The 21,435-nt window shown below is 71.6% G+C and carries 18 protein-coding genes, 1 tRNA gene and 2 pseudogenes; 5 read left to right on the top strand and 16 right to left on the bottom strand.

Annotation, left to right across the window (positions count from 1 at the left end; genetic code table 11):
• Positions 1–9: 9 nt before the first annotated feature.
• A tRNA-Val gene (locus ACFU5K_RS12235) sits at positions 10–81 on the top strand.
• Positions 82–236: 155 nt separating this feature from the next.
• Here the strand turns inward: ACFU5K_RS12235 and ACFU5K_RS12230 are convergent.
• The 5 genes from ACFU5K_RS12230 to ACFU5K_RS12210 all read right to left on the bottom strand — a co-directional run bounded on the left by ACFU5K_RS12230 (position 237) and on the right by ACFU5K_RS12210 (position 4,031).
• A complete protein-coding gene (locus ACFU5K_RS12230) occupies positions 237–1,586 on the bottom strand; it encodes an OFA family MFS transporter (protein WP_384059639.1) in 1,350 nt (449 codons plus the stop codon).
• Positions 1,587–1,811: 225 nt separating this feature from the next.
• Positions 1,812–2,093, bottom strand: coding sequence for a zf-TFIIB domain-containing protein (locus tag ACFU5K_RS12225; RefSeq protein WP_384059636.1), 282 nt, complete (start codon positions 2,091–2,093; stop codon positions 1,812–1,814).
• Positions 2,094–2,156: 63 nt separating this feature from the next.
• A complete protein-coding gene (locus tag ACFU5K_RS12220) occupies positions 2,157–3,119 on the bottom strand; it encodes a phosphotransferase family protein (protein ID WP_384059633.1) in 963 nt (320 codons plus the stop codon).
• A 210-nt stretch (positions 3,120–3,329) separates the two neighbouring features.
• The gene (locus tag ACFU5K_RS12215; protein WP_384059630.1) at positions 3,330–3,536 is read right to left on the bottom strand and encodes a hypothetical protein; all 207 of its coding nucleotides are present in this window, start codon (positions 3,534–3,536) and stop codon (positions 3,330–3,332) included.
• Between the two features lie 237 nt (positions 3,537–3,773).
• Complete coding sequence (locus ACFU5K_RS12210; RefSeq protein ID WP_384059629.1) at positions 3,774–4,031, bottom strand: hypothetical protein; 258 nt, start codon at positions 4,029–4,031, stop codon at positions 3,774–3,776.
• Positions 4,032–4,237: 206 nt separating this feature from the next.
• On the opposite strand from ACFU5K_RS12210, the gene ACFU5K_RS12205 reads away from it, so the two are divergent.
• Entirely contained in the window at positions 4,238–5,557 is a 1,320-nt protein-coding gene (locus ACFU5K_RS12205) for a serine/threonine-protein kinase (RefSeq protein ID WP_384059626.1), read from the top strand.
• A gap of 25 nt (positions 5,558–5,582) precedes the next feature.
• On the opposite strand, the gene ACFU5K_RS12200 is transcribed toward ACFU5K_RS12205, so the two are convergent.
• The 8 genes and pseudogenes from ACFU5K_RS12200 to ACFU5K_RS12165 form a co-directional block, all read right to left on the bottom strand.
• Complete coding sequence (locus ACFU5K_RS12200; RefSeq protein WP_384059623.1) at positions 5,583–6,407, bottom strand: TrmH family RNA methyltransferase; 825 nt, start codon at positions 6,405–6,407, stop codon at positions 5,583–5,585.
• 53 nt (positions 6,408–6,460) lie between these two features.
• On the bottom strand, positions 6,461–7,714 hold the full coding sequence (gene cobA, locus ACFU5K_RS12195) for a uroporphyrinogen-III C-methyltransferase (RefSeq protein ID WP_384059621.1): 1,254 nt from the start codon (positions 7,712–7,714) through the stop codon (positions 6,461–6,463).
• Positions 7,715–8,098: 384 nt separating this feature from the next.
• Positions 8,099–11,374, bottom strand: coding sequence for a nicotinate-nucleotide--dimethylbenzimidazole phosphoribosyltransferase (gene cobT, locus ACFU5K_RS12190; protein WP_384059618.1), 3,276 nt, complete (start codon positions 11,372–11,374; stop codon positions 8,099–8,101).
• A gap of 331 nt (positions 11,375–11,705) precedes the next feature.
• A complete protein-coding gene (cbiE, locus tag ACFU5K_RS12185) occupies positions 11,706–12,929 on the bottom strand; it encodes a precorrin-6y C5,15-methyltransferase (decarboxylating) subunit CbiE (RefSeq protein ID WP_384059616.1) in 1,224 nt (407 codons plus the stop codon).
• 121 nt (positions 12,930–13,050) lie between these two features.
• On the bottom strand, positions 13,051–13,728 hold the full coding sequence (locus tag ACFU5K_RS12180; RefSeq protein WP_384059613.1) for a GNAT family N-acetyltransferase: 678 nt from the start codon (positions 13,726–13,728) through the stop codon (positions 13,051–13,053).
• 100 nt (positions 13,729–13,828) lie between these two features.
• A complete protein-coding gene (locus ACFU5K_RS12175) occupies positions 13,829–14,704 on the bottom strand; it encodes a MetQ/NlpA family ABC transporter substrate-binding protein (RefSeq protein WP_384059611.1) in 876 nt (291 codons plus the stop codon).
• Between the two features lie 73 nt (positions 14,705–14,777).
• A pseudogene (locus ACFU5K_RS12170) lies at positions 14,778–15,448 on the bottom strand (methionine ABC transporter permease).
• Positions 15,445–16,505, bottom strand: a pseudogene (locus ACFU5K_RS12165) (methionine ABC transporter ATP-binding protein). The pseudogenes ACFU5K_RS12170 and ACFU5K_RS12165 overlap by 4 nt, the downstream one beginning before the upstream one ends.
• Positions 16,506–17,063: 558 nt before the next feature.
• On the opposite strand from ACFU5K_RS12165, the gene ACFU5K_RS12160 reads away from it, so the two are divergent.
• Both ACFU5K_RS12160 and ACFU5K_RS12155 read left to right on the top strand, forming a co-directional pair.
• Positions 17,064–17,423 (top strand): hypothetical protein, encoded by a 360-nt coding sequence (locus ACFU5K_RS12160; RefSeq protein WP_327120468.1) that lies wholly within the window; start codon positions 17,064–17,066, stop codon positions 17,421–17,423.
• A gap of 2 nt (positions 17,424–17,425) precedes the next feature.
• The gene (locus tag ACFU5K_RS12155; RefSeq protein WP_384059608.1) at positions 17,426–17,872 is read left to right on the top strand and encodes a hypothetical protein; all 447 of its coding nucleotides are present in this window, start codon (positions 17,426–17,428) and stop codon (positions 17,870–17,872) included.
• A 22-nt stretch (positions 17,873–17,894) separates the two neighbouring features.
• Here the strand turns inward: ACFU5K_RS12155 and ACFU5K_RS12150 are convergent, their stop codons facing one another.
• The 3 genes from ACFU5K_RS12150 to ACFU5K_RS12140 form a co-directional block, all read right to left on the bottom strand.
• Entirely contained in the window at positions 17,895–18,398 is a 504-nt protein-coding gene (locus ACFU5K_RS12150; protein ID WP_384059606.1) for a GNAT family N-acetyltransferase, read from the bottom strand.
• Positions 18,399–18,435: 37 nt separating this feature from the next.
• Positions 18,436–18,945 (bottom strand): sigma-70 family RNA polymerase sigma factor, encoded by a 510-nt coding sequence (locus ACFU5K_RS12145; protein ID WP_384059722.1) that lies wholly within the window; start codon positions 18,943–18,945, stop codon positions 18,436–18,438.
• Positions 18,946–19,216: 271 nt separating this feature from the next.
• Positions 19,217–20,380: a glycerophosphodiester phosphodiesterase gene (locus ACFU5K_RS12140; RefSeq protein ID WP_384059603.1), complete on the bottom strand. Its 1,164-nt coding sequence runs from the start codon at positions 20,378–20,380 to the stop codon at positions 19,217–19,219.
• A 232-nt stretch (positions 20,381–20,612) separates the two neighbouring features.
• Here ACFU5K_RS12140 and ACFU5K_RS12135 point away from each other — a divergent pair, with 232 nt between their 5' ends.
• A complete protein-coding gene (locus ACFU5K_RS12135; protein ID WP_384059601.1) occupies positions 20,613–21,284 on the top strand; it encodes a lysophospholipid acyltransferase family protein in 672 nt (223 codons plus the stop codon).
• Positions 21,285–21,435 lie beyond the last annotated feature (151 nt).

Here is a 21,435-nt window from a genome sequence, read left to right as displayed (position 1 = left end):
GGTCACCCTGCGCGATTAGCTCAGCGGGAGAGCGCTTCCCTGACACGGAAGAGGTCACTGGTTCAATCCCAGTATCGCGCACTGTCCGAAAGCCCCGGTCGTCTCGACGACCGGGGCTTTCGTCGTGGGCGGGCGGATGTCAGCCGGTGAAGAGCTGGGTGGCCTTGCGGGCGAGCTCGTAGAGGCCGTAGCCGAACGGCACGGCGACCCAGAGCCAGACGAACACCATGAGCGGCTTACGACTGCTGGCGGACACGGGGGCTCCCCTCCGGTACCTCGTGGAAACGTGTGTGGACCGGGCGGATGAACTCGTTGGCGACGAAGCCGACGACCAGCAGTCCGATCATGATCGTCAGCGAGGTGCCGTAGAGGCTGGGGCCACTGTGACCTTCACGCTCCCCCGCGTCCGCGACCCGGTTGACGATGAGCGGACCGAGCACCCCCGCCGTCGACCAGGCGGTCAGCAGTCGCCCGTGGATGGCGCCGACCTGGTAGGTGCCGAAGAGGTCCCTCAGATAGGCGGGGGCGGTCGCGAAGCCTCCGCCGTAGAAGGACAGGATCACCAGGGCGCAGCAGATGAAGAGCGGCTTGGAGTCGTTGCCGAGCCGGGCGATCACGACGTACATGAGGGCGCCGACGCCGAGGTAGACCCGGTACATGTTCTTACGGCCGATCAGGTCCGAGGTGGAGGACCACAGAAGGCGGCCTCCCATGTTGGCCAGGGACAGCAGGGCGACGAACCCGGCGGCGGCGGATACCGACACCGGTGCGGAGGTGCCGGCGAAGAAGTCCTGGATCATGGGTACGGCCTTCTCCAGGATGCCGATGCCCGCGGTGACGTTCATGCACAGGACCACCCACAGGCACCAGAACTGCGGTGTGCGCAGCGCGTTGCGGGCGGAGACCTGGGCGTTGGTGACGAGCCTGCGGGTCTCCTGCTTCGGTTCCCAGCCGTCGGGCAGCCAGCCGTCCGGCGGCACCCGCACGAGGAGGACGCCGAGCGCCATGAACGCGGCGTAGACGACACCGTGGACGAGGAAGGCAGTCGCTATGCCGGAGCGGTCCGTGCCGAAGCTCTCCAGCATCCCGGTCGACCAGGGCGAGGCGATCAGCGCGCCGCCGCCGAAGCCCATGATGGCGATGCCGGTCGCCATGCCGGGGCGGTCGGGGAACCACTTGATGAGGGTGGAGACCGGCGATATGTATCCGATGCCGAGGCCTATGCCGCCGATGAAGCCGTATCCGAGGACGACGAGCCAGTACTGCCCGGTGGCCGCGCCGAGCGAGGCGACGAGGAAGCCGGTGGAGAAGCAGACGAGCGAGACGAACATCGCCCAGCGTGGGCCGTTGCGTTCGACGAGGGTGCCGCCGAAGGCGGCCGAGAGGCCCAGCATTACGATGCCGAGCTGGAACGGGAGCGCACTGGCGGTGCCGGAGAGGCCGAGAGCGGATTCGAGCGGAGGCTTGAACACGCTCCAGGCGTAGGCCTGTCCGATGGAGAGGTGCACGGCGAGCGCGGCGGGTGGTACGAGCCAGCGGCTCCACCCCGGGGGCGCGACAGTTCGGGACCTGTCGAGGAAGTTCATGGACCCGCACTCTAGGCATCGGTCAGCGGCATTGCCTAGATCATGACGGGAAGTCCGTCGACCGTATGCAACGCGGGTCCGGACATTCGGCGCCGTCGGGCGATGCGGGTCCGGACATCCGGCCGCGCGTGTGTCTACCGGGCCGGCAACGCGGCCCCGCCTGCGCGTTGCGGGTCCGGGCACGGCCCGGACCCGCCCTGCGGCGGCGGCCGCTCAGCAGACCGGTCAGGAGGAGAAGAGCATCCGGCCGAAGCTCTTCTGACGGTGGTGACCGTGGTGCCCGCCCTGGTGCGGGGCACCCCAGGCGGGAGCGGGGGCCGCGGGGTACGCCTGCGGGGCCGGCGCCTGGGGCGGGGCCTGCTGCGTCCACTGGGACTCCAGACGCGTCAGGGACTCCAGCTCGCCGTAGTCGAGGAATATCCCGCGGCAGCCGCTGCACTGCTCGATCTGGACACCGTTGCGGTTGTACGTGTGCATCTGTGCGTGACACTTCGGACACTGGATCATCGAGTCGGCTCCTCAGTCGTGACGACGTCACCGGAATGCATGCCCGGCGACGATCGGTTCACCCTACGACGCGTGTTCGGCAGCCAACTCGGGCGGGAGGGAGGCAATTCGGACACATGCGTCGATCATCAACTGTTCCACCTCATCCGGACGGCGTTCCTCCGCCGCGGACTTGGCCAGGGCGAGGGCGGCCGTCTGCACCGTGAGCGCCCGCGCCACGACGTCCAGGTCGGGCCACGGGTCCCCCTCGGCGCACACCGCGGGCCCTCCGGCGGCCCGGTACGCGCCCAGGAAGCGCAGCCAGACGTCCGGGGCCAGCAGTCCGGCCGCGTACCAGGCGGCGGGTCGCGCGAGGTCCCAGGCGGGCTCGCCGAGACCCGCGTCGTCGATGTCGATCAGGAGCCACGCGCCGTCCCGGACGGGGTGCCGGACGAGCTGGCCGAGGTGCAGGTCGCCGTGGCAGAGGAACCCGTCCCGCTGCGCCGGTGCCGGGCCATCGCCGCGTGCCCAGCGGGGCAGCCCGCGCCAGGCGGCGAGCACGGGAGTGACAGCCGGATCCGCGGGACAGGCCTCGCGCATCCGGGCGACGGCGCGGGCGGCCTTCACCGGCCCGCGCATCGGCGGAAGAGCGTGCGGCGGCGGGGTGCGGTGCAGCCGCGCCAGCAGGGCGGCGGCCTCCTCCCATGGGGCCGCGTCGGGGTCGGCGGCGTCGACGGGCTCACCGTACGGCCAGAGACTGACGGCCCGCCCTCCGACGGCGCGGGGCGGTCCTCCGGGGTCCGGGAGGGGCGGAAGCAGGATGTCTGACAGCCCGGGAGATCCGGCCAGGGCCAGGCGCGCCGTGAGCGCCGGCGTCTCCGTGTCGGGGGCGTGGGCCTTGGCCACGACCGGCCCGCTGCGGACCACCGTTCCGTCGGGGCGGTCGGCGAGCACCTCGGGCGGTGCGCACACGCAGGCGACGGTGGCCGCGTGCGCGGCGCCGTGCGCGAGGTCGCCCAGTGCGTGCACGACGGGGGTGGTGGTCATTCGGCTCGGCTCCACGACGCTGATCGGCCCGGCCCCGCGGCCGGTCCCGGCGCCGATCGTACGCGGCGGGAAAAGGACCCCGGACAGCGCGATGTCCGGCCAGCTCCCCAGCTGGCCGGACAAACGCTGCCGTCCGCCGCACCCCCGTCCCCACGGGGCTGTTGGCCGGATGTCCCGGTCCGGACCGCTCTTCCGGACCCGGGGCGCCGCTCAGCGCCCCAGCATCACGCCCACGGACGACGCCTGTGTGACCACCGCGTCCCAGCCGCCGAAGACGACTGTGAGCAGGGCCGCCAGAGGAAGGACCATGGCCGTCGCCACCAGCGGGTGGCGCGTCCCGGACGGGCGTACGCCGAACGAGGCGTACGCCCTGCGTCCCCGCGTGCGGCTCATGGTCCGCGCAGCCGTGTCCGCCATGGTTCGTCTCCTGGTCTGTCGGAGCGGCGGGCGTATGGCCTCGGGGGACGAGTTCCGCGCCCGCCGCATGACTTCAACATTAGGGAGGCGGAGACCGCCCGGCGTCATGCCCGCGTACCGAATGACGGGCCTCCCGGAGGATGAGTCGGCCACCGCGCTCGTACTCCCCTGGGTGGAGATCGGACCTGAAACGCGGCACTCTCCACCTAAGGACTGTCCCGGCCCGGCGAAGGGGCTCTACGCCTTGAGGTCGTCCAGGTGAGGGCGCTCGGAAGCGTCCTCCCGGGGGACCGGCTGTTCGACCAGGGCGAGTACCCGGGTCGCCATGAAGCGGGCGGTACGGACAACTGATCCACTTCGGGTGACTTCACTCACTTCCACCACACCCCGGCGGACCGCTGTCTCCACCCGGCGGCCTGCCCTGGAGGCCACCACTTCGTACGTCCTGGTCGTGTCACCCGCGTCCACGACTATTTCCACACGATCGCCCTTCATTGATCCAATCCCCCCTCTGCGACGGTCCTTTGAGATCTCGCACGGGCCCGAGAGCCTGGATCTCCGGCTCCCTGACCACTGCTCAATTCTCCCACCGGGCACTGACAATCGATGAGACGGCGAGGGCGCGGCCTCTGAGCGCGCCGCGCCACGGGTACGTAAGCTGTGCCTCGTCAGGCGGACCAGGCAGCGGGGATGGGCAGACGATGGCGATGATGCGGCTCCGGCGCGAGGACCCGCGTGTCGTCGGCTCGTTCAGGCTGCACCGACGGCTCGGCGCGGGCGGCATGGGCGTCGTCTACCTGGGCTCGGACCGCAGGGGCCAGCGGGTGGCGCTCAAGGTGATCAGGCCGGACCTGGCGGAGGATCAGGAGTTCCGTTCCCGCTTCGCGCGTGAGGTGTCCGCCGCCCGGAGGATCCGCGGGGGCTGCACGGCCCGGCTGGTGGCCGCCGATCTGGAGGCGGACCGCCCCTGGTTCGCGACGCAGTACGTCCCGGGCCCCTCGCTGCACGACAAGGTCGCCGAGGAGGGTCCGCTCCCGGCGGCCGAGGTGGCCGCGATCGGTGCCGCGCTCTCGGAGGGGCTGGTCGCGGTGCACGAGGCCGGTGTCGTCCACCGGGACCTGAAGCCGTCGAACATCCTCCTCTCCCCCAAAGGCCCCCGCATCATCGACTTCGGCATCGCCTGGTCGACCGGCGCGAGCACGCTGACCCACGTCGGTACGGCGGTCGGGTCACCGGGCTTCCTGGCGCCCGAGCAGGTGCGCGGCGCGGCGGTGACGCCCGCCACGGACGTGTTCTCGCTCGGCGCGACGCTGGCCTACGCGGCCATGGCCGACTCTCCCTTCGGGCACGGCAGTTCCGAGGTGATGCTGTACCGCGTGGTGCACGAGGAACCTCATCTGCTCGACGTGCACGACGCGCTCGCCCCGCTGGTCCGCGCCTGTCTGGCGAAGGACCCGGAGGAGCGGCCGAGCACGCTGCAGCTCTCCATGCGGCTCAAGGAGATCGCGGCGCGCGAGGCGCAGGGACTGCAGGAGCGGCGGCCGCCGGCGCAGCGGAGCGAGCAGGAGCTCGACCGGCCGACGGGTCGGCTGGAGGGCCCGTACACCGAGCAGTCGACCCGGCGTGCGGCCGGTGGCGGAGGACCCGCGTCGCGCTCCCAGGGTCGGCGTCCCACGTCGTCGCGCCCGGGGGCTCCCCGCACGGACGGCTCGCCCTCCAGGGCCGCCCGGGGGGCCGCGCGCTCCGGTCAGCACCCGCAGGGGCAGAAGCCCACGAACGGGCGGCCGGGCACCCGGCCCGGGGTACGGACGACTTCGGCGGGGAAGAGCGGGAAGCGACGTCCGGCGAACCCCCGGCTGCTGCGCCAGCGCCTGGTCGTCTTCGTCGTGGTGACGCTGCTCGTGGCCCTGGGGATCGCGGCCGCGCAGGGCTGCCAGGGGCCCGCCAGCGGGCTGCAGCAGCCGCGGTCGCAGACGTACGACGGCGTCGCCCCGCAGTCCGTGCGGGTGGACGGGTCCTGACGACGGCCCGCCCGTCGTCACCCGGTCAGGCCGGCCCGACCCTGGTCGCGTAGAAGGCGACCGCGGAGGCCGCGGCTACGTTGAGTGAGTCGACCCCGGCGTCCATCGGGATGCGCACGTGGGCGTCGGCCACGGCGAGGGCCTCGGCGGTGAGACCGTCGCCCTCCGTCCCGAAGACGAGCGCCAGTTTCTCGTGCCGTCGCGCGACGAGTTCGTCCAGGGTGATCGACCTGTCGCTGAGGCACAGCGCGGCCGTGGTGAACCCGGCCTCACGCAGCAGCCCGATGTCGTCGGGCCACGAGGTGAGACGGGTCCACGGGACGTGGAAGACGGATCCCATCGAGACCTTCACCGCACGGCGGTAGAGCGGATCGGCGCAGCGGGGGGTCAGCAGGACGGCGTCGACGCCGAGTGCCGCCGCGTTGCGGAAGGCGGCCCCGAGGTTGGCGTGGTCGACGATGTCCTCGAACAGGGCGACCCGCCGCACGCCGCCCTCCGCCGGGGCGAGCAGGCTCCCGGCGTCGGCCAGCGGCCTGCGGTGCATGGACGCGAGGGCACCACGGTGCACGTGGTAGCCGGTGACACGCTCCGCGAGCTCGGGTGTGACGGCGTACACCGGTGCCGTGGCCTCGTCGATCACGTCGCGCATGACGTCGGTCCACTTGGCGGAGAGCATCATGGAGCGCATCTCGTACCCGGCGCTCGCGGCGCGCCGGATCACCTTCTCGCCCTCAGCGATGAAGAGGCCCTCCGCGGGCTCGCGCCGCCGCCGGAGTTCGACGTCGGTCAGACCGGTGTAGTCACTCAGACGCGGATCGTCCGGGTCGTCGACGGTGATGAGTTCTGCCACGGGTGCTACTGCCTTGTCAGGTGGGGTGGAGTAACGGCGGTCGGGGCTGCGGGTCAGCCTTCGAGGTGCCCGGCCTGTTCCGTGCCGACGGCGACGACGTCGCCGATGACGATGACGGCGGGGGGCCGTACCTCTTCCGCGACCGCCCTCTCCCCCACGGTCGCGAGGGTGGCGTCGACCCTGCGCTGAGCCGCCGTGGTGCCTTCCTGGACCAGGGCCACCGGGGTGTCGGGGGACTTGCCGTGGACCATGAGGGCGCGGGCGATGGCGCCGATCTTGTCCACGGCCATCAGGAGGACCAGGGTGCCCCGCAGCTGCGCGAGTGCCTGCCAGTCGACGAGGGAGCGGGGGTCCTCAGGCGCCACGTGACCGCTGACCACGGTGAACTCGTGCGCCACACCACGATGTGTCACGGGGATCCCGGCCGCGCCCGGCACGGAGATCGAGCTGGAGATCCCGGGGACGACGGTGCAGTCGATGCCCTCGGCGGCCAGTGCCTGGGCCTCCTCCATGCCTCGGCCGAAGACGAACGGGTCGCCGCCCTTGAGGCGGACCACCGACTTCCCGGCCTTGGCGTGGTCTATCAGCGCCTGGTTGATCGCCTCCTGCGCCATGTAGCGGCCGTAGGGGATCTTCGCGGCGTCGATCACCTCGACGTGCGGCGGAAGCTCGTCGAGGAGGTCGCGGGGGCCCAGCCGGTCGGCGATGACCACGTCGGCCTCGGCGAGCAGGCGGCGGCCCCGGACGGTGATCAGGTCGGGGTCACCGGGCCCGCCGCCCACGAGCGCGACGCCGGGGGCGCGGTTCCGGTGGTGGGGCGCGGCGAGGGTCCCGTCGCGCAGGCCCTCCACGATCGCGTCGCGGACCGCGGCGGAGTGCCGGGGGTCGCGGCCCTCGGAGGTGGTGGTGAGGACGGCGACCGTGATGCCTTCGCTGCGCCCGGTGGCGGGCGTCCAGGCCGTGGCCGCCTCCGCGTCGTCGCTACGGACGCACCAGGTGCGGGTGCGTTCGGCCTCGGCGGAGGCGGCGTCGTTGGCGGCGGCGTCGGAGGACGCGACGAGGGCGTACCAGGTGTCGGTGAGATCCCCGTCCTGATACCTGCGGCGCTCCCAGTGGATCTCGCCCGCGTCGGCCATGGCCTGCACGGAGGCGGTCGCGGACGGTGAGACCAGGGTGATGTCCGCTCCGGCCGCGATCAGTGCGGGCAGCCGGCGCTGTGCGACCTGGCCGCCGCCGACGACGACGACTCGGCGCCCGTTCAGGCGCAGACCGACGGGGTAAGCAGGATGATCGTCGTGCTCGGCCATGGTCGTGCGGGCTCCTCGTGCAGGGTGCGGTGTGCTGCGGGCCGCTGCGGCGGTGGAGCGGCTGTGACGTGAGCTGAGTGGGGCGGTGACGCGTGGGACCACGATACGGGGTGGTGACGACGGTGCCCCGTGCGGCCGTGGCAGCCCCGCGGCTCCCGCTGCCCTTGGTGGAGAAGGGGAACGCCAAGGCCGCGGATTCCCGTGTGCCGGTTCGCACCGGGGTGCGCGGGCGGGCGCCCGCGCACCCGGTTCACGCATCCGCGAGGGGCCGGTGCTGACGGCGCGCGGACGCCCCGCTCACCGGATGGGCCCACCTGCCGGCCGGTCCCGTACGGGGGCGGCCCCGGACGGGCCGGACGGGCCCGCCCGGGCATCGTGGTGCGCCTACTTCTCGGTGACACCCGCGGAGTCGAACGTGGCCACCTCGTGCATCGCGCGCGCGGCGCTCTGCACGATGGGGAGCGCGAGCAGGGCGCCGGTGCCCTCGCCGAGACGGAGGTCCAGATCGACCAGCGGGCGCAGGCCCAGCTTGTTGAGCGCCGCGACGTGACCCGGTTCGGCACTGCGGTGGCCCGCGATGCACGCCGCGAGCGCCTCGGGGGCGATCGCCCGGGCGACCAGTGCGGCCGCGCCGGCACTCACGCCGTCGAGGATCACCGGTGTACGGAGCGAGGCGCCGCCCAGCAGGAAGCCGGCCATAGCGGCGTGCTCCAGACCGCCGATCGCCGCGAGCACGCCGATGGGGTCGGTGGGATCGGGCTGGTGCAGCTCCAGGCCCCTGCGGACGACGTCCACCTTGCGGGCGTGCATCTCGTCGTTGATCCCGGTGCCCCGGCCGGTCACCTCGGCCGGGTCCATGCCCGTGTACACGCAGATCAGTGCCGCCGAGGCGGTGGTGTTGGCGATGCCCATCTCACCGGTGAGGAGACCCTTGTTGCCGGCCGCCACCAGGTCGCGGGCCGTCTCGATGCCCACCTCGATCGCCGCGAGCACCTCCTCGCGGGTCAGCGCGGGGCCCGTGGTGAAGTCGGCCGTTCCGGGACGGACCTTCCGGGGCAGCAGCCCCGGCGTCGCGGGGAGTTCGGCCGCGACGCCGACGTCCACGACGCAGACCTCGGCGCCGACCTGCGCGGCGAAGGCGTTGCAGACCGCTCCGCCACCGAGGAAGTTGGCGACCATCTGGCCGGTGACCTCCTGCGGCCACGCCGTGACGCCCTGGGCGTGCACCCCGTGGTCACCGGCGAAGATCGCGACGGCGGCGGGCTCGGGGACGGGCGGCGGGCAGAGCCGGGAGAGGCCGGAGAGCTGGGCGGAGATGATCTCCAGCATGCCGAGCGCCCCTGCCGGCTTCGTCATCCTCTTCTGGCGTTCCCACGCCTCGCCGAGGGCCTTGGCGTCGAGCGGGCGGATGCCGGCGATGGTCTCCTGGAGCAGGTCGTGCGGCTCCTCGCCCGGCAGGGCCCGGCGGCCGTACGTCTCCTCGTGGACGACCCAGGACAGCGGGCGGCGCTTGGACCAGCCCGCCTGCATCAGCTCGGGCTCCTCGGGGAACTCGTCGACGTAGCCGACGCAGAGGTACGCGACGACTTCGAGGTGCTCGGGCAGGCCGAGTGCGCGGACCATCTCACGCTCGTCGAAGAAACTGACCCAGCCGACGCCGAGGCCCTCGGCGCGGGCGGCCAGCCACAGGTTCTCCACGGCGAGCGCGGACGAGTACGGCGCCATCTGCGGCTGGGTGTGCCGGCCGAGGGTGTGGCGGCCGCCGCGGGTGGGGTCGGCGGTGACGACGATGTTCACGGGCGTGTCGAGGATCGCCTCGATCTTCAGTTCCTTGAACTGCTTCGCCCGGGCCTTGGGGAGCGACTTCGCGTAGGCCTCCCGCTGGCGCTGCGCCAGTTCGTGCATGGAACGGCGCGTCTCCGCTGAGCGGATGACGACGAAGTCCCAGGGCTGCGAGTGACCGACGCTGGGCGCCGTGTGCGCCGCCTCCAGGACGCGGAGGAGGACCTCGTGCGGGACGGGGTCGCTGCGGAAGCCGTTGCGGATGTCGCGGCGCTCGCGCATCACGCGCAGGACGGCTTCGCGCTCGGCGTCGTCGTAGCCGGGTGCGGGCGCCGTCGCGGGCGCCGCCTCGACGGACTCCGCCGCTTCGGATGCCTCCGGCGTCTCGGCCGCCGCGGGCTCCTCGGGAGCCACTGGGGTTACTGGAGCTTCGGGGAGTACGGGCGTGGCGGGCAGATCGGCGAGCAGAGGGATCTCGGGCACGTAGGCCGGCATCGGTGCCTCGGCCGGGACCGGGTCCGCGTCCGCCTGCGCCTCGGGGGTCTCGATGATCTCCGGCCCGGTACCGGGTTCCGGCTCGGCGAAGTCCCGGAAACCGGCCAGGGGCTCGGTCACCGGAGCAGACGCCGGCTCGGGCTCCACGAAAACCGCGGGCTCGGATGCCTGCACGGCGGCCGGCTCGGCTGACTCGGTGGCCGGAAGCTGCACGGGCTCGACAGCGGCCGGAGCTTCCGTGGGAACCGGCTCCGCCTCCGCGGCGACGGGCTCCGGCACGGATACGGCCGACGGCTCGGGTTCGGCGGGCGCCTCGGCCGCGGGGGCGGGCGGAGCGACGACGGGGGCGGGCTGAGCGACAGGCCCGGCAGGGGCGGCGGCCTCGATGGTCGGCTCGGCAGCCTCCGCGACCTCGGCCGGAATCTCGCCCGGGATCTCGGCCGGAGCCTCGCCCGTGACCTGAGCGGGACGCTCCTCCGCGGGAGGCTCCGGCATCGGGGCAGGCTCGGGGGCGACCGTTTCTGCGGGGGCCACTTCCGCGGGGGCACCGGAGGGCGTGATCTCTGCTGCAGGGTCCGGTGCGGGGGTCTCCACCGGCAGGGCGGACAGCGCCGACTCGGCGGTCGGGACCGGCTGCACGGTGACCGCGGCCTCGGCAGGAGCCGCCTCGACGGGAGGAGCGGCAGGGGTGGGAACCACCGACTCGGCCTGGACCGGCTCGGGCTGCGCCGGTGTCTCCTGCGCGGGAGGGGCGACGGGAGCCGCGACCGGCTCGGGCATGGGCTCCGGCGTAGCGACCGGCTCCGGCGCGCCCCAGGCCTGAGCGCCCTGCGGCGGGATCTCACCGAGTTGCGGGCCGGGCAGCGGGGCCGCGTCGTCCGCGGGGACGTCGAAGTACTCGGGACCCGTGGTGGGCGGACCGGCGTGGCGTACGGGCACGGTCGCCTGCGGGGCACCGGCCGGTCCGCGGTCCGCGAGCGAGCGGACCACTCCGGTGGCCCCTCCGTAGGAAGGTGCTTCGGTGGACGCGGGACCACGGTGCAGGGGGCGCCGGACCGGCGAGGCGGCCAGCGGGACCTGAACCGGCTGGTGCGCGGGGATGCGTACGCCGTTGACGTCCGCGGAGCCGGACGCGTGGGCACCGTGTCCCGGCCTGCCCTGTGCCGGGATCTGCTGCGGCACGACGTTCTCGTACTGTCCGGTGGCCGGTGCGTCGCTCCACGCACCCTGGGCCGCGGGCATCAGGAGGAGGTCGTCGTCCTCGGGTGCTTGCTCGGAGGGCTCGAGGTAGGTGTAGGCGTCCGGGGCGGGGATGCCCGGCTGCTCCACCATGCCTGCGTTCTCCGGCAGTCCCTCGCCCGGGATCTGGCCGGTGTCAGTCATGCGTACCCCTCGCCCATCGTCAGTGCTCCTTCGCCCTTCGCCCGGAATGCCCGAACCGCAGCACGCCGGCGCTCGCCAACAAGAACGAGCGGGCTCGCCGCGCGGCACGAAACGCGCGCGGAGCTACATATTCTCGCGGGCGATCGCCGCCGCGACAGACGGTTCCGTCTCGGCTCGCTGTGGACTGCGCCACGTTGCGCGTCCCCCGGTTGCGCTGTACCACATCGCGGACCAATACGGTCCACTTTTCCGGACATTGATGAACGAATTATCGAACACCCGGGCGCGGTACAACAATCGGTCAGCCTACCTCGCGCGCTGCGACCGACGTTCAGGGGGCGAGGTCCGAACGCACCGCCGCGAGCAGGAACACGACGGATCGCTCACGCTCCGCCCAGTCGGAGGTGTCCAGTTCAACGGACTGGAGCAGTGCGCACTCGACCGTGTAGCCGTTCTCCGCGAGTGCCGCCCCCAGGGTTTCCGCCTCGTCACGGTTCGAGGCATGGGTGACGATACGTTCCGGCCGCCGGTCGGCGACCGCGATGGCCACCGGCACGCCCCCGCCGCCTATCCGCACGACATCGGGCTCGGGCAGGCTCTCCAGGACGTGCGGGGCGGAGCCGCGGATGACCTGGACGGCGACCTGGAAGGTGCGCGCGGCCGCCGCCGTACGCGCGCAGGCGTCGGGGTCGCTGTCGACGGCGAGCACCGCCGCACCGAAGCGGGCCGCCTCGACCGCCAGGGCCCCGTCGCCGGAGCCAATGTCCCAGACCAGGTCACCGGTGCGCGGTCCGAGGCGCGCGAGCTGGGCGGCGCGCAGCCCCGGGGACCCGCCCTCGCCGCCGTCCCCCGCACCGCCGTAGGAGGCGCCGGGCAGCGCCCAGCCCCTGACGTCCTCGCGCTGGGCGGGGCGGCGGCCGGCGATCCAGGCGCCGTCGGCGGTGGCCTCGGGACCGCCGCCGACGACGATGACGACGTTCGGGTCGCGCCAGGTGTGGTCGGCGGTCTTGTCCGAGGTGAGGACGGTGACGCGTTCCCGGGCGGTGCCGAGTTCCTCGCAGATCACGAAGGTGCGGTGGACACCGTCGAGGAGCAGGGCGAGTTCGGCCGGCCCCGCGCCCGGCGACGTGAGCACGGCGACCTTGTGGTGGGCGCGGATGACGTTGACCGCGCGGCGCAGGGTGCGCGGATGCGCCACGACGATCTGCGCGTCGTCCCACGGCATCCCGGCACGGGCGAAGGCGGTGGCGACGGAGGAGACCGCGGGCACGACCTCGACCTCCAGGCCGTGCTCGGGCCTGCGGAGCGTCCGTACGACGCCGAAGAAGCCGGGGTCGCCGTCGGCGAGCACGACGGCGCTGCCCCGGTGGCCGGCGATCCTCCGGGCGGCCAGGTCGACGCTGCCGAGGCGGATGCGTTCGGCGGGCCCGGGGACCTCGGGGAGCGCGAGGTGATGGGCGGCGCCGGCGACGAGCGTGGCGGCCGAGAGTGCGGCCGTGGCCGCTCTCGACAGGGGCGAGCCGTCCCAGCCGATCACCGTGACCCGGTCGGCCATCGTCGTCAGTCTCCTGGGGTGTCGCTTGCGCGGGCTGTCCGCGGGATGTCGCGGAGCAAGGGCGAGCGTATCCGGTCCGTACCAGCGCCCTTCGGGGGGCTCCCCGGGCCCGGGACGCGGTTCAGTTCCAGTCCTGGTACGCGCTGTATCCGCCCGCCTCCGCCAGTTGCTCGGCGACGCCGTCCAGGTCCTCCGGCAGGAGCCCCCACACGATGAGGTCGGTCCTGATGTCGGTCCAGCCGCCGTCCTCGGTAGCGGTCCTGGCTATGCGGGCGTTGCGCAGGACACCCTCGCTGATGCAGCCCAGTTTCTGGGCGACCTGCTGGGAGGCGGTGTTCCCGGCGGGTGTGCGCAGCTCGATGCGCTCGAAACCCTGGTCCCGGAAGAGCCATTCGGCGAGGGCCAGGACCGACTCGGTGGCGTATCCCTCGCCGCGCGCCCAGGGGGCCGTGATGTAGCGGACCTCGGTGGCGAGGGTGCGCCGGTCGGTGTTGAGGAGGCGGACCGATCCGACCAGACGCTGGGTGAGGAACTCGGTGACGGCGAAGACGATGCCGTGGCCCTGGGACCGCTCGGCGGGTGCGATCCTGCGCACCCAGCGCTCGGCGTCGGTCTGTGTATAGGGATGCGGTGCCTCGGTCCAGGCGGTGACCAGTTCGTCGTTCATCATCTCGATGTACGCCGGCACGTCAGCCATGTCGAAAGGGCGCAGCACCAACCGGTCCGTGCTGATGGAGATGGACGGGAAGGTGTTAGTCATGCGCAGCTCCATGCCGAAGACCGTGTGAAGACACAGCATGCAGCATCAGGCGGGCGGCGCGCATGGGCGGGTCCGCACGGCGGGGCCCCGCACACCGTGTGGGGTGTGCGGGGCTCGCGGTGCAAGTGGTGCCCTGGGGTCAGGACTTGGCCGGCGCACCGAAGGCCGGGATGATCGATCCCTTGTAGGTGTCCTCGATGAACTTCTTGACCTCGTCGGAGTTCAGGAGCTTCGCGAGCTTCTCGACCCGGGGGTCCTTCTCGTTGCCCTTCTTGACGGCGAGGAGGTTGGCGTACGGGTTGCCCTCGGCCTTCTCCAGCACCAGGGAGTCCTTACCGGGCTGGAGGCCGGCCTCGATCGCGTAGTTGCCGTTGATGACGGCGGCGTCGACGTCGCCCAGGGCACGCGGCACGGTCGCGGCCTCGATCTCCTTGAACTCAAGGCCCTTCTTGTCCGTGATGTCACTGAGCTTGGCATTGGTGCCGACGCCGTCCTTGACAGTGATCAGGCCGTTCTCGGCCAGGAGCTGGAGCGCACGGCCCTCGTTGGTGGTGTCGTTCGGGACGGCGACGGTCTGGCCGGGCTTGAGGTCCTTGAGGTCCTTGAGGTCCTTGATCTTCTTGGAGTAGAGACCGAGGGGTTCGAGGTGTACGTCGACGACCGGGACGATGTGGGTCTTGTTCTTCTTGTTGAAGTCGTCCAGGTAGGGCTTGTGCTGGAAGAAGTTGGCGTCGACCTGGCCGTTCTCGGTTGCGGTGTTCGGCAGGACGTAGTCCGTGAACTCCTTGACCTCCAGCTTGAGGCCGGCCTTCTGGGCCAGGTTCTTCTTGACGAAGTTCAGGATGTCGGCGTGCGGCGTCGGGGACGCGGCGACGACGAGGGCCTTGGAGGTGTCCGCGTCGGCACCCGTGGCGCCCTTGGCGGACGGGTCGGAGTCCGTACCGCAGGCGCTGAGCCCGAGGGCCAGGGCGGCGGTGACAGCGGCGGCGGCGGAGAGCTTGATGTTCTTACGCACGAAGAGTGCCTCTTTCCGGTGGTGATGGTGGTGCGCCCGGACAAGGAGTTCGGGGCTTCTTGGGGAGATGGAGTCAGGAGGTGGTGCGTCCCCGGCGTGCCAGCAGGCGTACGGCTCCGTCGCCGATCAGCTGGACAACGGTCACGATGACGATCAGCAGCGCGACGGTGATCAGCATGAACTGGTTGTCGAAGCGCTGGAATCCGTAGGTGACGGCCTTGGAACCCAGCCCTTCGCCGCCGACCGCGCCGGCCATCGCGGAGTAGCCGACGAGGACGATGACCGTCGTGGTGACACCGGAGACGATCGACGGCAGCGCCTGCGGCAGCAGGACCTTGCGAACGATGGTCGGGATGGATCCGCCCATGGACTGGACGGCCTCGACGAGTCCGTGGTCGACCTCGCGCACCGCGGTCTCGACGAGCCGCGCGAAGAAGGGAATGGCGCCGATGGCAAGTGGCACGATCATCGCGGACGGGCCGATGAAGGTGCCGACGACCCAGGTGGTGAAGGGGATCAGGGCGATCAGCAGGATGATGAAGGGCAGCGAGCGGCCGATGTTCACATCACGCCGATGACCTTGTTCACCACGGTGTTCTGCAGCAGTCCGCCCTTGTCGGTGAGGACGAGCAGGATGCCGAGCGGCAGCCCGCCGAGTGCGGTGACGAGGGTCGACCAGAACACCATGTAGAGCGTGTCGATGGTTCCCTGCGAGAGCAGTGGCCGCATTTCGGACCAGGTCACTTCGCCACCTCCTTCGTGAGAGCGGCGGGGGTGCGGTCGGGGGTCCCGGCGGCGTCGCCGTCCACGACCTCGGCCTGGAGGCCCTGCTCGCGCAGGAAGCCGATCGGTACGACGTTCTCCTCGAAACGGCCGGGCAGTTCGATGCGCATGCGGCCGATCTGCTTGCCACCGACGGTGTCCATCGCCGCACCCAGGATCGAGATGTCGATGTTGTACGTGCGGGAGAGTTGCGAGATCACCGGCCGGGCGGCCGACTCACCGTGGAAGGTGACGTCGACGACCGTCCGGTCGGGGCCCGAGGCGGAGCCGCCCACGGGGAACAGCTCGTGAGCGAGCTCGGAGCCGGGGGTGGCCAGCAGGTCGCCCACCGTGCCCGACTCGACGATGCGGCCCCTCTTCATCAGCGCCGCGGAGTCGCAGACCGTCTTGACGACGTCCATCTCGTGCTGATGAGCAGGACGGTGAGACCGAGTTCCTGGTTGAGGTCGCGCAGGAGCTGCAGGATGGATCGGGTCGTCTCGGGGTCGAGCGCGGACGTCGCCTCGTCCGAGAGCAGCACCTTGGGGTCGCCGGCCAGGGCTCGGGCGATGCCGACGCGCTGCTTCTGCCCGCCGGAGAGCTGACCGGGGTAGGCCTTCGCCTTGTCGGCGAGGCCGACGAGGTCGAGGAGCTCGAGCGCCTTGCGGGTACGCGCCTGGCCGTCGACCCCGAGGATTTCCAGGGGGAGCTCGATGTTGTCGCGGACGGTGCGTGAGTCCAGCAGGTTGAAGTGCTGGAAGACCATGCCGATGCGGCTGCGCGCCTGGCGGAGCTCCTTGTCGGCACGGCGGCCGCGGCCCGCCAGAGCGGTGAGGTCCTGGCCGCCCACGCTCACGGTGCCCGATGTGGGACGTTCGAGGAGGTTGACGCAGCGGATGAGGGAGGACTTGCCGGCGCCGCTCTGTCCGATGACGCCGTAGACCTCGCCCTCGCGGACGTGCAGGTCGACGCCGTCCAGGGCGGTGACGTCACGGCCGCGTGACTGGTAGACCTTCGTGAGGCCCGAAGTGGTGATCACAGGTTTTCCGTCGCTGTCGAGTGCACGGCGCGGTGTCCGCCGGGCACGGGGCATTCGTCTGACGAGACTGTTCTCAGTGGTCGACCGGTGGGAGTCTCGGCACGGTCCTGCCTACGACAGGCGCGGAACACGCCTGAGCAGACTCGGTCCGCTGGGCGCGGACGGCACGGACTCGGTCTCGCTTCGGGGCGCGAGACTCAGGCGGGGGCCCTCAGAAGGCGCGCATTCGACACATACAACGAGCACCGGGCGTCGTGATCGCCTCGGTCGCAGGGCTGCGGTAGCTCGTCGTGGTCATGACCCGAGTAAAACAGACGTAATGTTCGCGCCGACCGCCCTGTCCGAATAGCGGACTGTCGTGGACGGGCCGCTCCGGCCGCCTCGATTTCCGAGTTGCACCGCTGCGACCTGCACAAAAGCGCACCGGAGGACGACGCCCCAGCCGAACCGGCAGGAGCCCACGGCACGGGTGCTGTGGCAAAGGCCACGGTACGCGCACACCGCCCGCACGCCGGGCCCGCACGCGGGGGCTCTCTCCGTCCGTAATACCCTCACTTCATGCTCGATGCCCTGACGGTCGCGGTCGCCGTGACCGCGCTCGCCCTCGCCGCCTGGTGCGGACACGCCGCCTACCGGGACCAGCCCACGAAGGACTGGCATTTCATCGGCATGGCCGTCGTCTCCGTGCTGGCGCTGGCGCAGCTGGTCGTGGGGATCGTGCAACTGGCGCGTGGGGAGCGACCCGACCAGGGCATGACGATCTTCATCGCCTACCTGATCGGTGCCGCCGCGGCCGTGCCCGCGGCGGGCTTCCTGTCGCTGACGGAGCGGACCCGGTGGGGTTCGGTGACGGTGGCGGCCGGCGCGGTCGTGCTCGCCGTCCTCGAAGTGCGGCTCTACGACATCTGGGGAAACTGACCGTGAGCGACACCGACCGACAGGGAACGCCCGCTTCCCCGGCCTCCCGGCAGAAGCAGCAGTTCGAGCTCGGGACCGGGCCGGGACGGGTACTGGTCTGGTTCTACGGCGTGTTCACCGTGGCCGCCGCGTCCCGCTCGATCGTCGAGATGATCCTGGACTTCGGGAAGGCGCCGCTCGCCTACACCCTGTCGGCCGTCGCCGCGGTCGTATACGGCTTCATCACGTACTCGTTGGTGCGGGGCGGCGAGAAGGCGCGCAGGGCGGCGCTGATGTGCTGCGCCGCCGAGCTCGCGGGTGTACTGATCGTCGGGACGTGGACGCAGGTGGAGCCGTCCGCCTTCCCGGACAGCACCGTGTGGTCCGGGTTCGGCATGGGTTACCTGTTCATCCCGGTGATCCTGCCGGTCACCGGGATGCTCTGGCTGCGCCGGGCACGGAACGCCTGACACCGCCCGTCACAGGCGACGTTCAGGCACTGGCCACGAAGTCGGGCACGTCCGCGTCCTTCTCCAGCAGGACCAGCCGAACGCCGTCCCCTCCGGTCGTACCGCCGACCCGGGCGTACCCCGCCTTGCGGTACAGCCGCAGATTTCCCTCGCTGCGCTCCCCCGTGTGCAGCCGGAAGCGCGTGGCGGAACGCCCGTCCGCGAGGCCCGACTCGGCGGCGGTCAGGAGCCGGGTGCCCAGCCCGTGGTTGCGCAGCCTGGGGTGGACGCAGAGTTTGCCGATCCGGCCGACACCGTCCTCGTCGGCGAAACCGCGTACCGAGCCGACGACTTCCTCGCCGAGCCGGGCAACGTACACGAGATCCGTGGCGACTTCCTCGCGCACCGAGTCGAGTGTCTGGATGAGCGGGTCGATCCGGTAGTTGCCGTACAGCTCCGCCTCGCTCTGGAAACAGAGGTACTGGAGTCTGAAGATCTGCTCGACGTCCTGCGCCGTCGCCGCCGAGATGGTCACACTCATGCCCATGTGTGCATGCCTCCCGCTCACCTGCTCCACCGGTTGTCTACCGCTCCATTCCCCGCAGTTCAGGAGCTACAACCTCCGCCGCGAGCATTCTGCGCAGACATCCAAGGCATCGGGAACGCATAGGACCCAAACTGCCCTGTGACATACCCAACTCCCCTGCGATTTCCCGGTAGGTCGGATCGTGGGGGGCGAGCATCGCCTCAAGTAACCGGCGGCATCTCCCCGGCAGTCTGCCCACCGCGCTGCGCACCGCCCGGCGTTCGTCGGCCCCCACCGCGATCCGCTCGGGGCATCCGGCCCAGTCCGCCGGGGATTCGCCGGCCGTGTACGCGCGCTCACGCAAGGCCCTGCGGCGAGCGGCCCGCACCTCCGCCCGCACCGCGGCGCGGACCCACCGGGCGGGATCGGCCAGAGCCGCGGTCACGTCCCGGCCCTCCAGCAGGCGCAGCCACACCGCCTGTTCGACGTCCGCGGCCTCGGCGCCGGCCGCGTGCGCCTCGGCCGTCGCCTCGGCGCGGACCAGGGCGTGCAGGGCGCGGACCAGGATTCGCCCCTCGCCAGAGGGCCGAGCCGGCGTTGCGGGTCCGGCCGGCCGGACCGCGGCCGGTCTCCCGGACGGCCCGTGCCCGCGCTCGTGGTCTCGGCCCTGGCCCTGGCCCTGGCCCTGGCCCTGGCCCTGGCCCTGGGAAACATGATCAAGAAGCGTCATGCCCCGTCAACGCTCCCCGGGCACGGCCGGTTGCCGCACACGGGGAGCTCCACCCGACCGGGGCATCACCGCCGGGCGGCTGACGTGTCCGTGGACCGGACCGGGTGCCTCAGACGCCCCGGAAGTCGGCCGCCGCGAGCAGTGCGGTGTCCGGGTTGTCGGAGAAGACCCCGTCGATGCCCGTCGCGAAGTACGTACGGAAGGCGGCGAACGCGTCTCCGTAGGCGTTGGGGTCGGTACCCCGCCGGAAGTCGGCCGGAAGGAAGGTGTTCTCGTTGCGCATGGTGTAGGGGTGCAGGATCAGCCCCCGCGCGTGCGCGTCGGCGACCAGGGTGGTCGGAGCGGTCAGCCGGCCCGACGCGTCCTTGGGGATGACCAGGTCCAGGGTGGGGCCGATGCCCTGGGCGAAGGAGGCGATCCACTTCAGCCCGGCGGGAGTCACCAGATCCGCCACGGTGCGTGGGTCGCCCGCCTCCACGAAGTCCCAGGGCCTCTCCTTCGGCCCTGACAGCAGGACGACGCGCGGCGTGGCCACGAGCTCCGACAGCCGCTGGATCGATCCCGGCTCGAAGGACTGCAGGATCAGCGGGGAGTCCGCGCGGTGCCGGCCGTAGCGGCGCAGCAGCCGTGCCAGCCTCTCTTCCAGGCCGAGCCCGAGCCCCCTGAAGTAGGTGGGGTGCTTGGTCTCGACGTACAGCCAGACGGGCCGGCCGCGCCGGCGGCCCTCCTTGTCGGCCCAGCGCAGGACCTCCTCGAACGTGGGGATCTCCCAGCGGCCGTCGTAGAGGGTGTTCTCCTGGCGGTTGCCCGGGATGCGCTCCTTGGCCCTCAGGGTCTTCAGCTCCGCGAGGGTGAAGTCCTCGGTGAACCAGCCCGTGAGCGAGACGCCGTCGACCTTCTTGGTGGTCCTGCGGCTCGCGAAGCCGGGGTGGTCGGCGACGTCCGTCGTGGCGGTGATGTCGTTCTCGTGGCGGCAGACGAGGTGGCCGTCCTTGGTCGGCACGAGGTCCTGCTCGACGATGTGCGCGCCCATGTCGAGCGCCAGCTGGTAGGAGCCGAGCGTGTGCTCGGGGCGGTAGCCGCTGGCTCCGCGATGGCCGATGACCGTCGGCACGGGCAGGTCTCGGAAGGAGCCGTGGCCCGCGCCCTTCTCGTCGGGCGCGCCACGCCCGGCCGCGTTCGCCGTTCCGGTGATTCCGAGAGCCGCCGAGCCGAGGACGGCCGCCCCGAGGAGGGTCCGCCGCCCGGGTCCCGTCTGCGCGCGCTCTGTCATGAATGCTCCTCGCATGTGATGTCCGGCCCCTTCGGGGAAGGCTTGATCGTAGGCAGCTACGCCATCGGTGGGGCGGCTCGTGGACGAACATGGCGCAAACACACGTCAACACTGCGTATCCGCTCCGTGAACCCGATGTGCGGAGAGGGTGTACCCGCGAGTATCGTCCTCACCTGCACAGACCCTCGCGAATTTCCGCACCGGCCGCCCGGCCACTACACCGGAGGAAGCGTTGTCCCGACTCACGGTCATCAAGGCAGTGCTCGGACCCATCCTGCGCCTGCTCTTCCGGCCACAGGTGGAGGGTGTCGAGAACATCCCCGGGACCGGTCCGGTGATTCTCGCGGGGAACCACCTGACGTTCATCGACTCGATGATCATGCCGATCTGCTGCGACCGGCCGGTGTTCTACATCGGCAAGGACGAGTACGTCACGGGCAAGGGCTTCAAGGGCCGGCTGATGGCCTGGTTCTTCACCGGCTGCGGCATGATCCCCGTGGACCGGGACGGCGGCCGCGGCGGTGTGGCGGCACTCATGACGGGCCGCCGGGTGCTGGAGGAGGGCCATGCCTTCGCCATCTACCCCGAGGGCACCCGCTCCCCCGACGGCCGGCTCTACCGGGGTCGTACGGGCATCGCGCGGCTGACGCTCATGACGGGCGCCCCTGTCGTGCCGTTCGCGATGATCGGCACCGACAAGCTGCAGCCGGGCGGCTCGGGTCTGCCCCGTCCGGGCAAGGTCACGGTCCGCTTCGGTGAGCCGATGGAGTTCTCCCGGTACGAGGGGATGGACCGCGACCGCTATGTGCTGCGGGCGGTCACGGACTCCGTGATGGCCGAGGTGATGCGTCTGTCGGGCCAGGAGTACGTCGACATGTACGCCACCAAGGCGAAGGCCGCCTGAGCCGTACGAGTGTGTTCGAGGGGTGCGGCGCGGGCGCGCCCGGCCCCCCCCACGGCGGCGGCGGAACCGGCGTGGGGGGGCACGAGGGGCCACAAGAAACAAGCGGCCCCCCCCGGGGGGGGGCGCCCGACCGCGCCGGCCCCCGCCCGCA

This window comes from Streptomyces sp. NPDC057428 (genome assembly GCF_042803195.1).
GTDB lineage: Bacteria > Actinomycetota > Actinomycetes > Streptomycetales > Streptomycetaceae > Streptomyces.
This window is presented reverse-complemented; position numbering and strand designations above follow the sequence as displayed.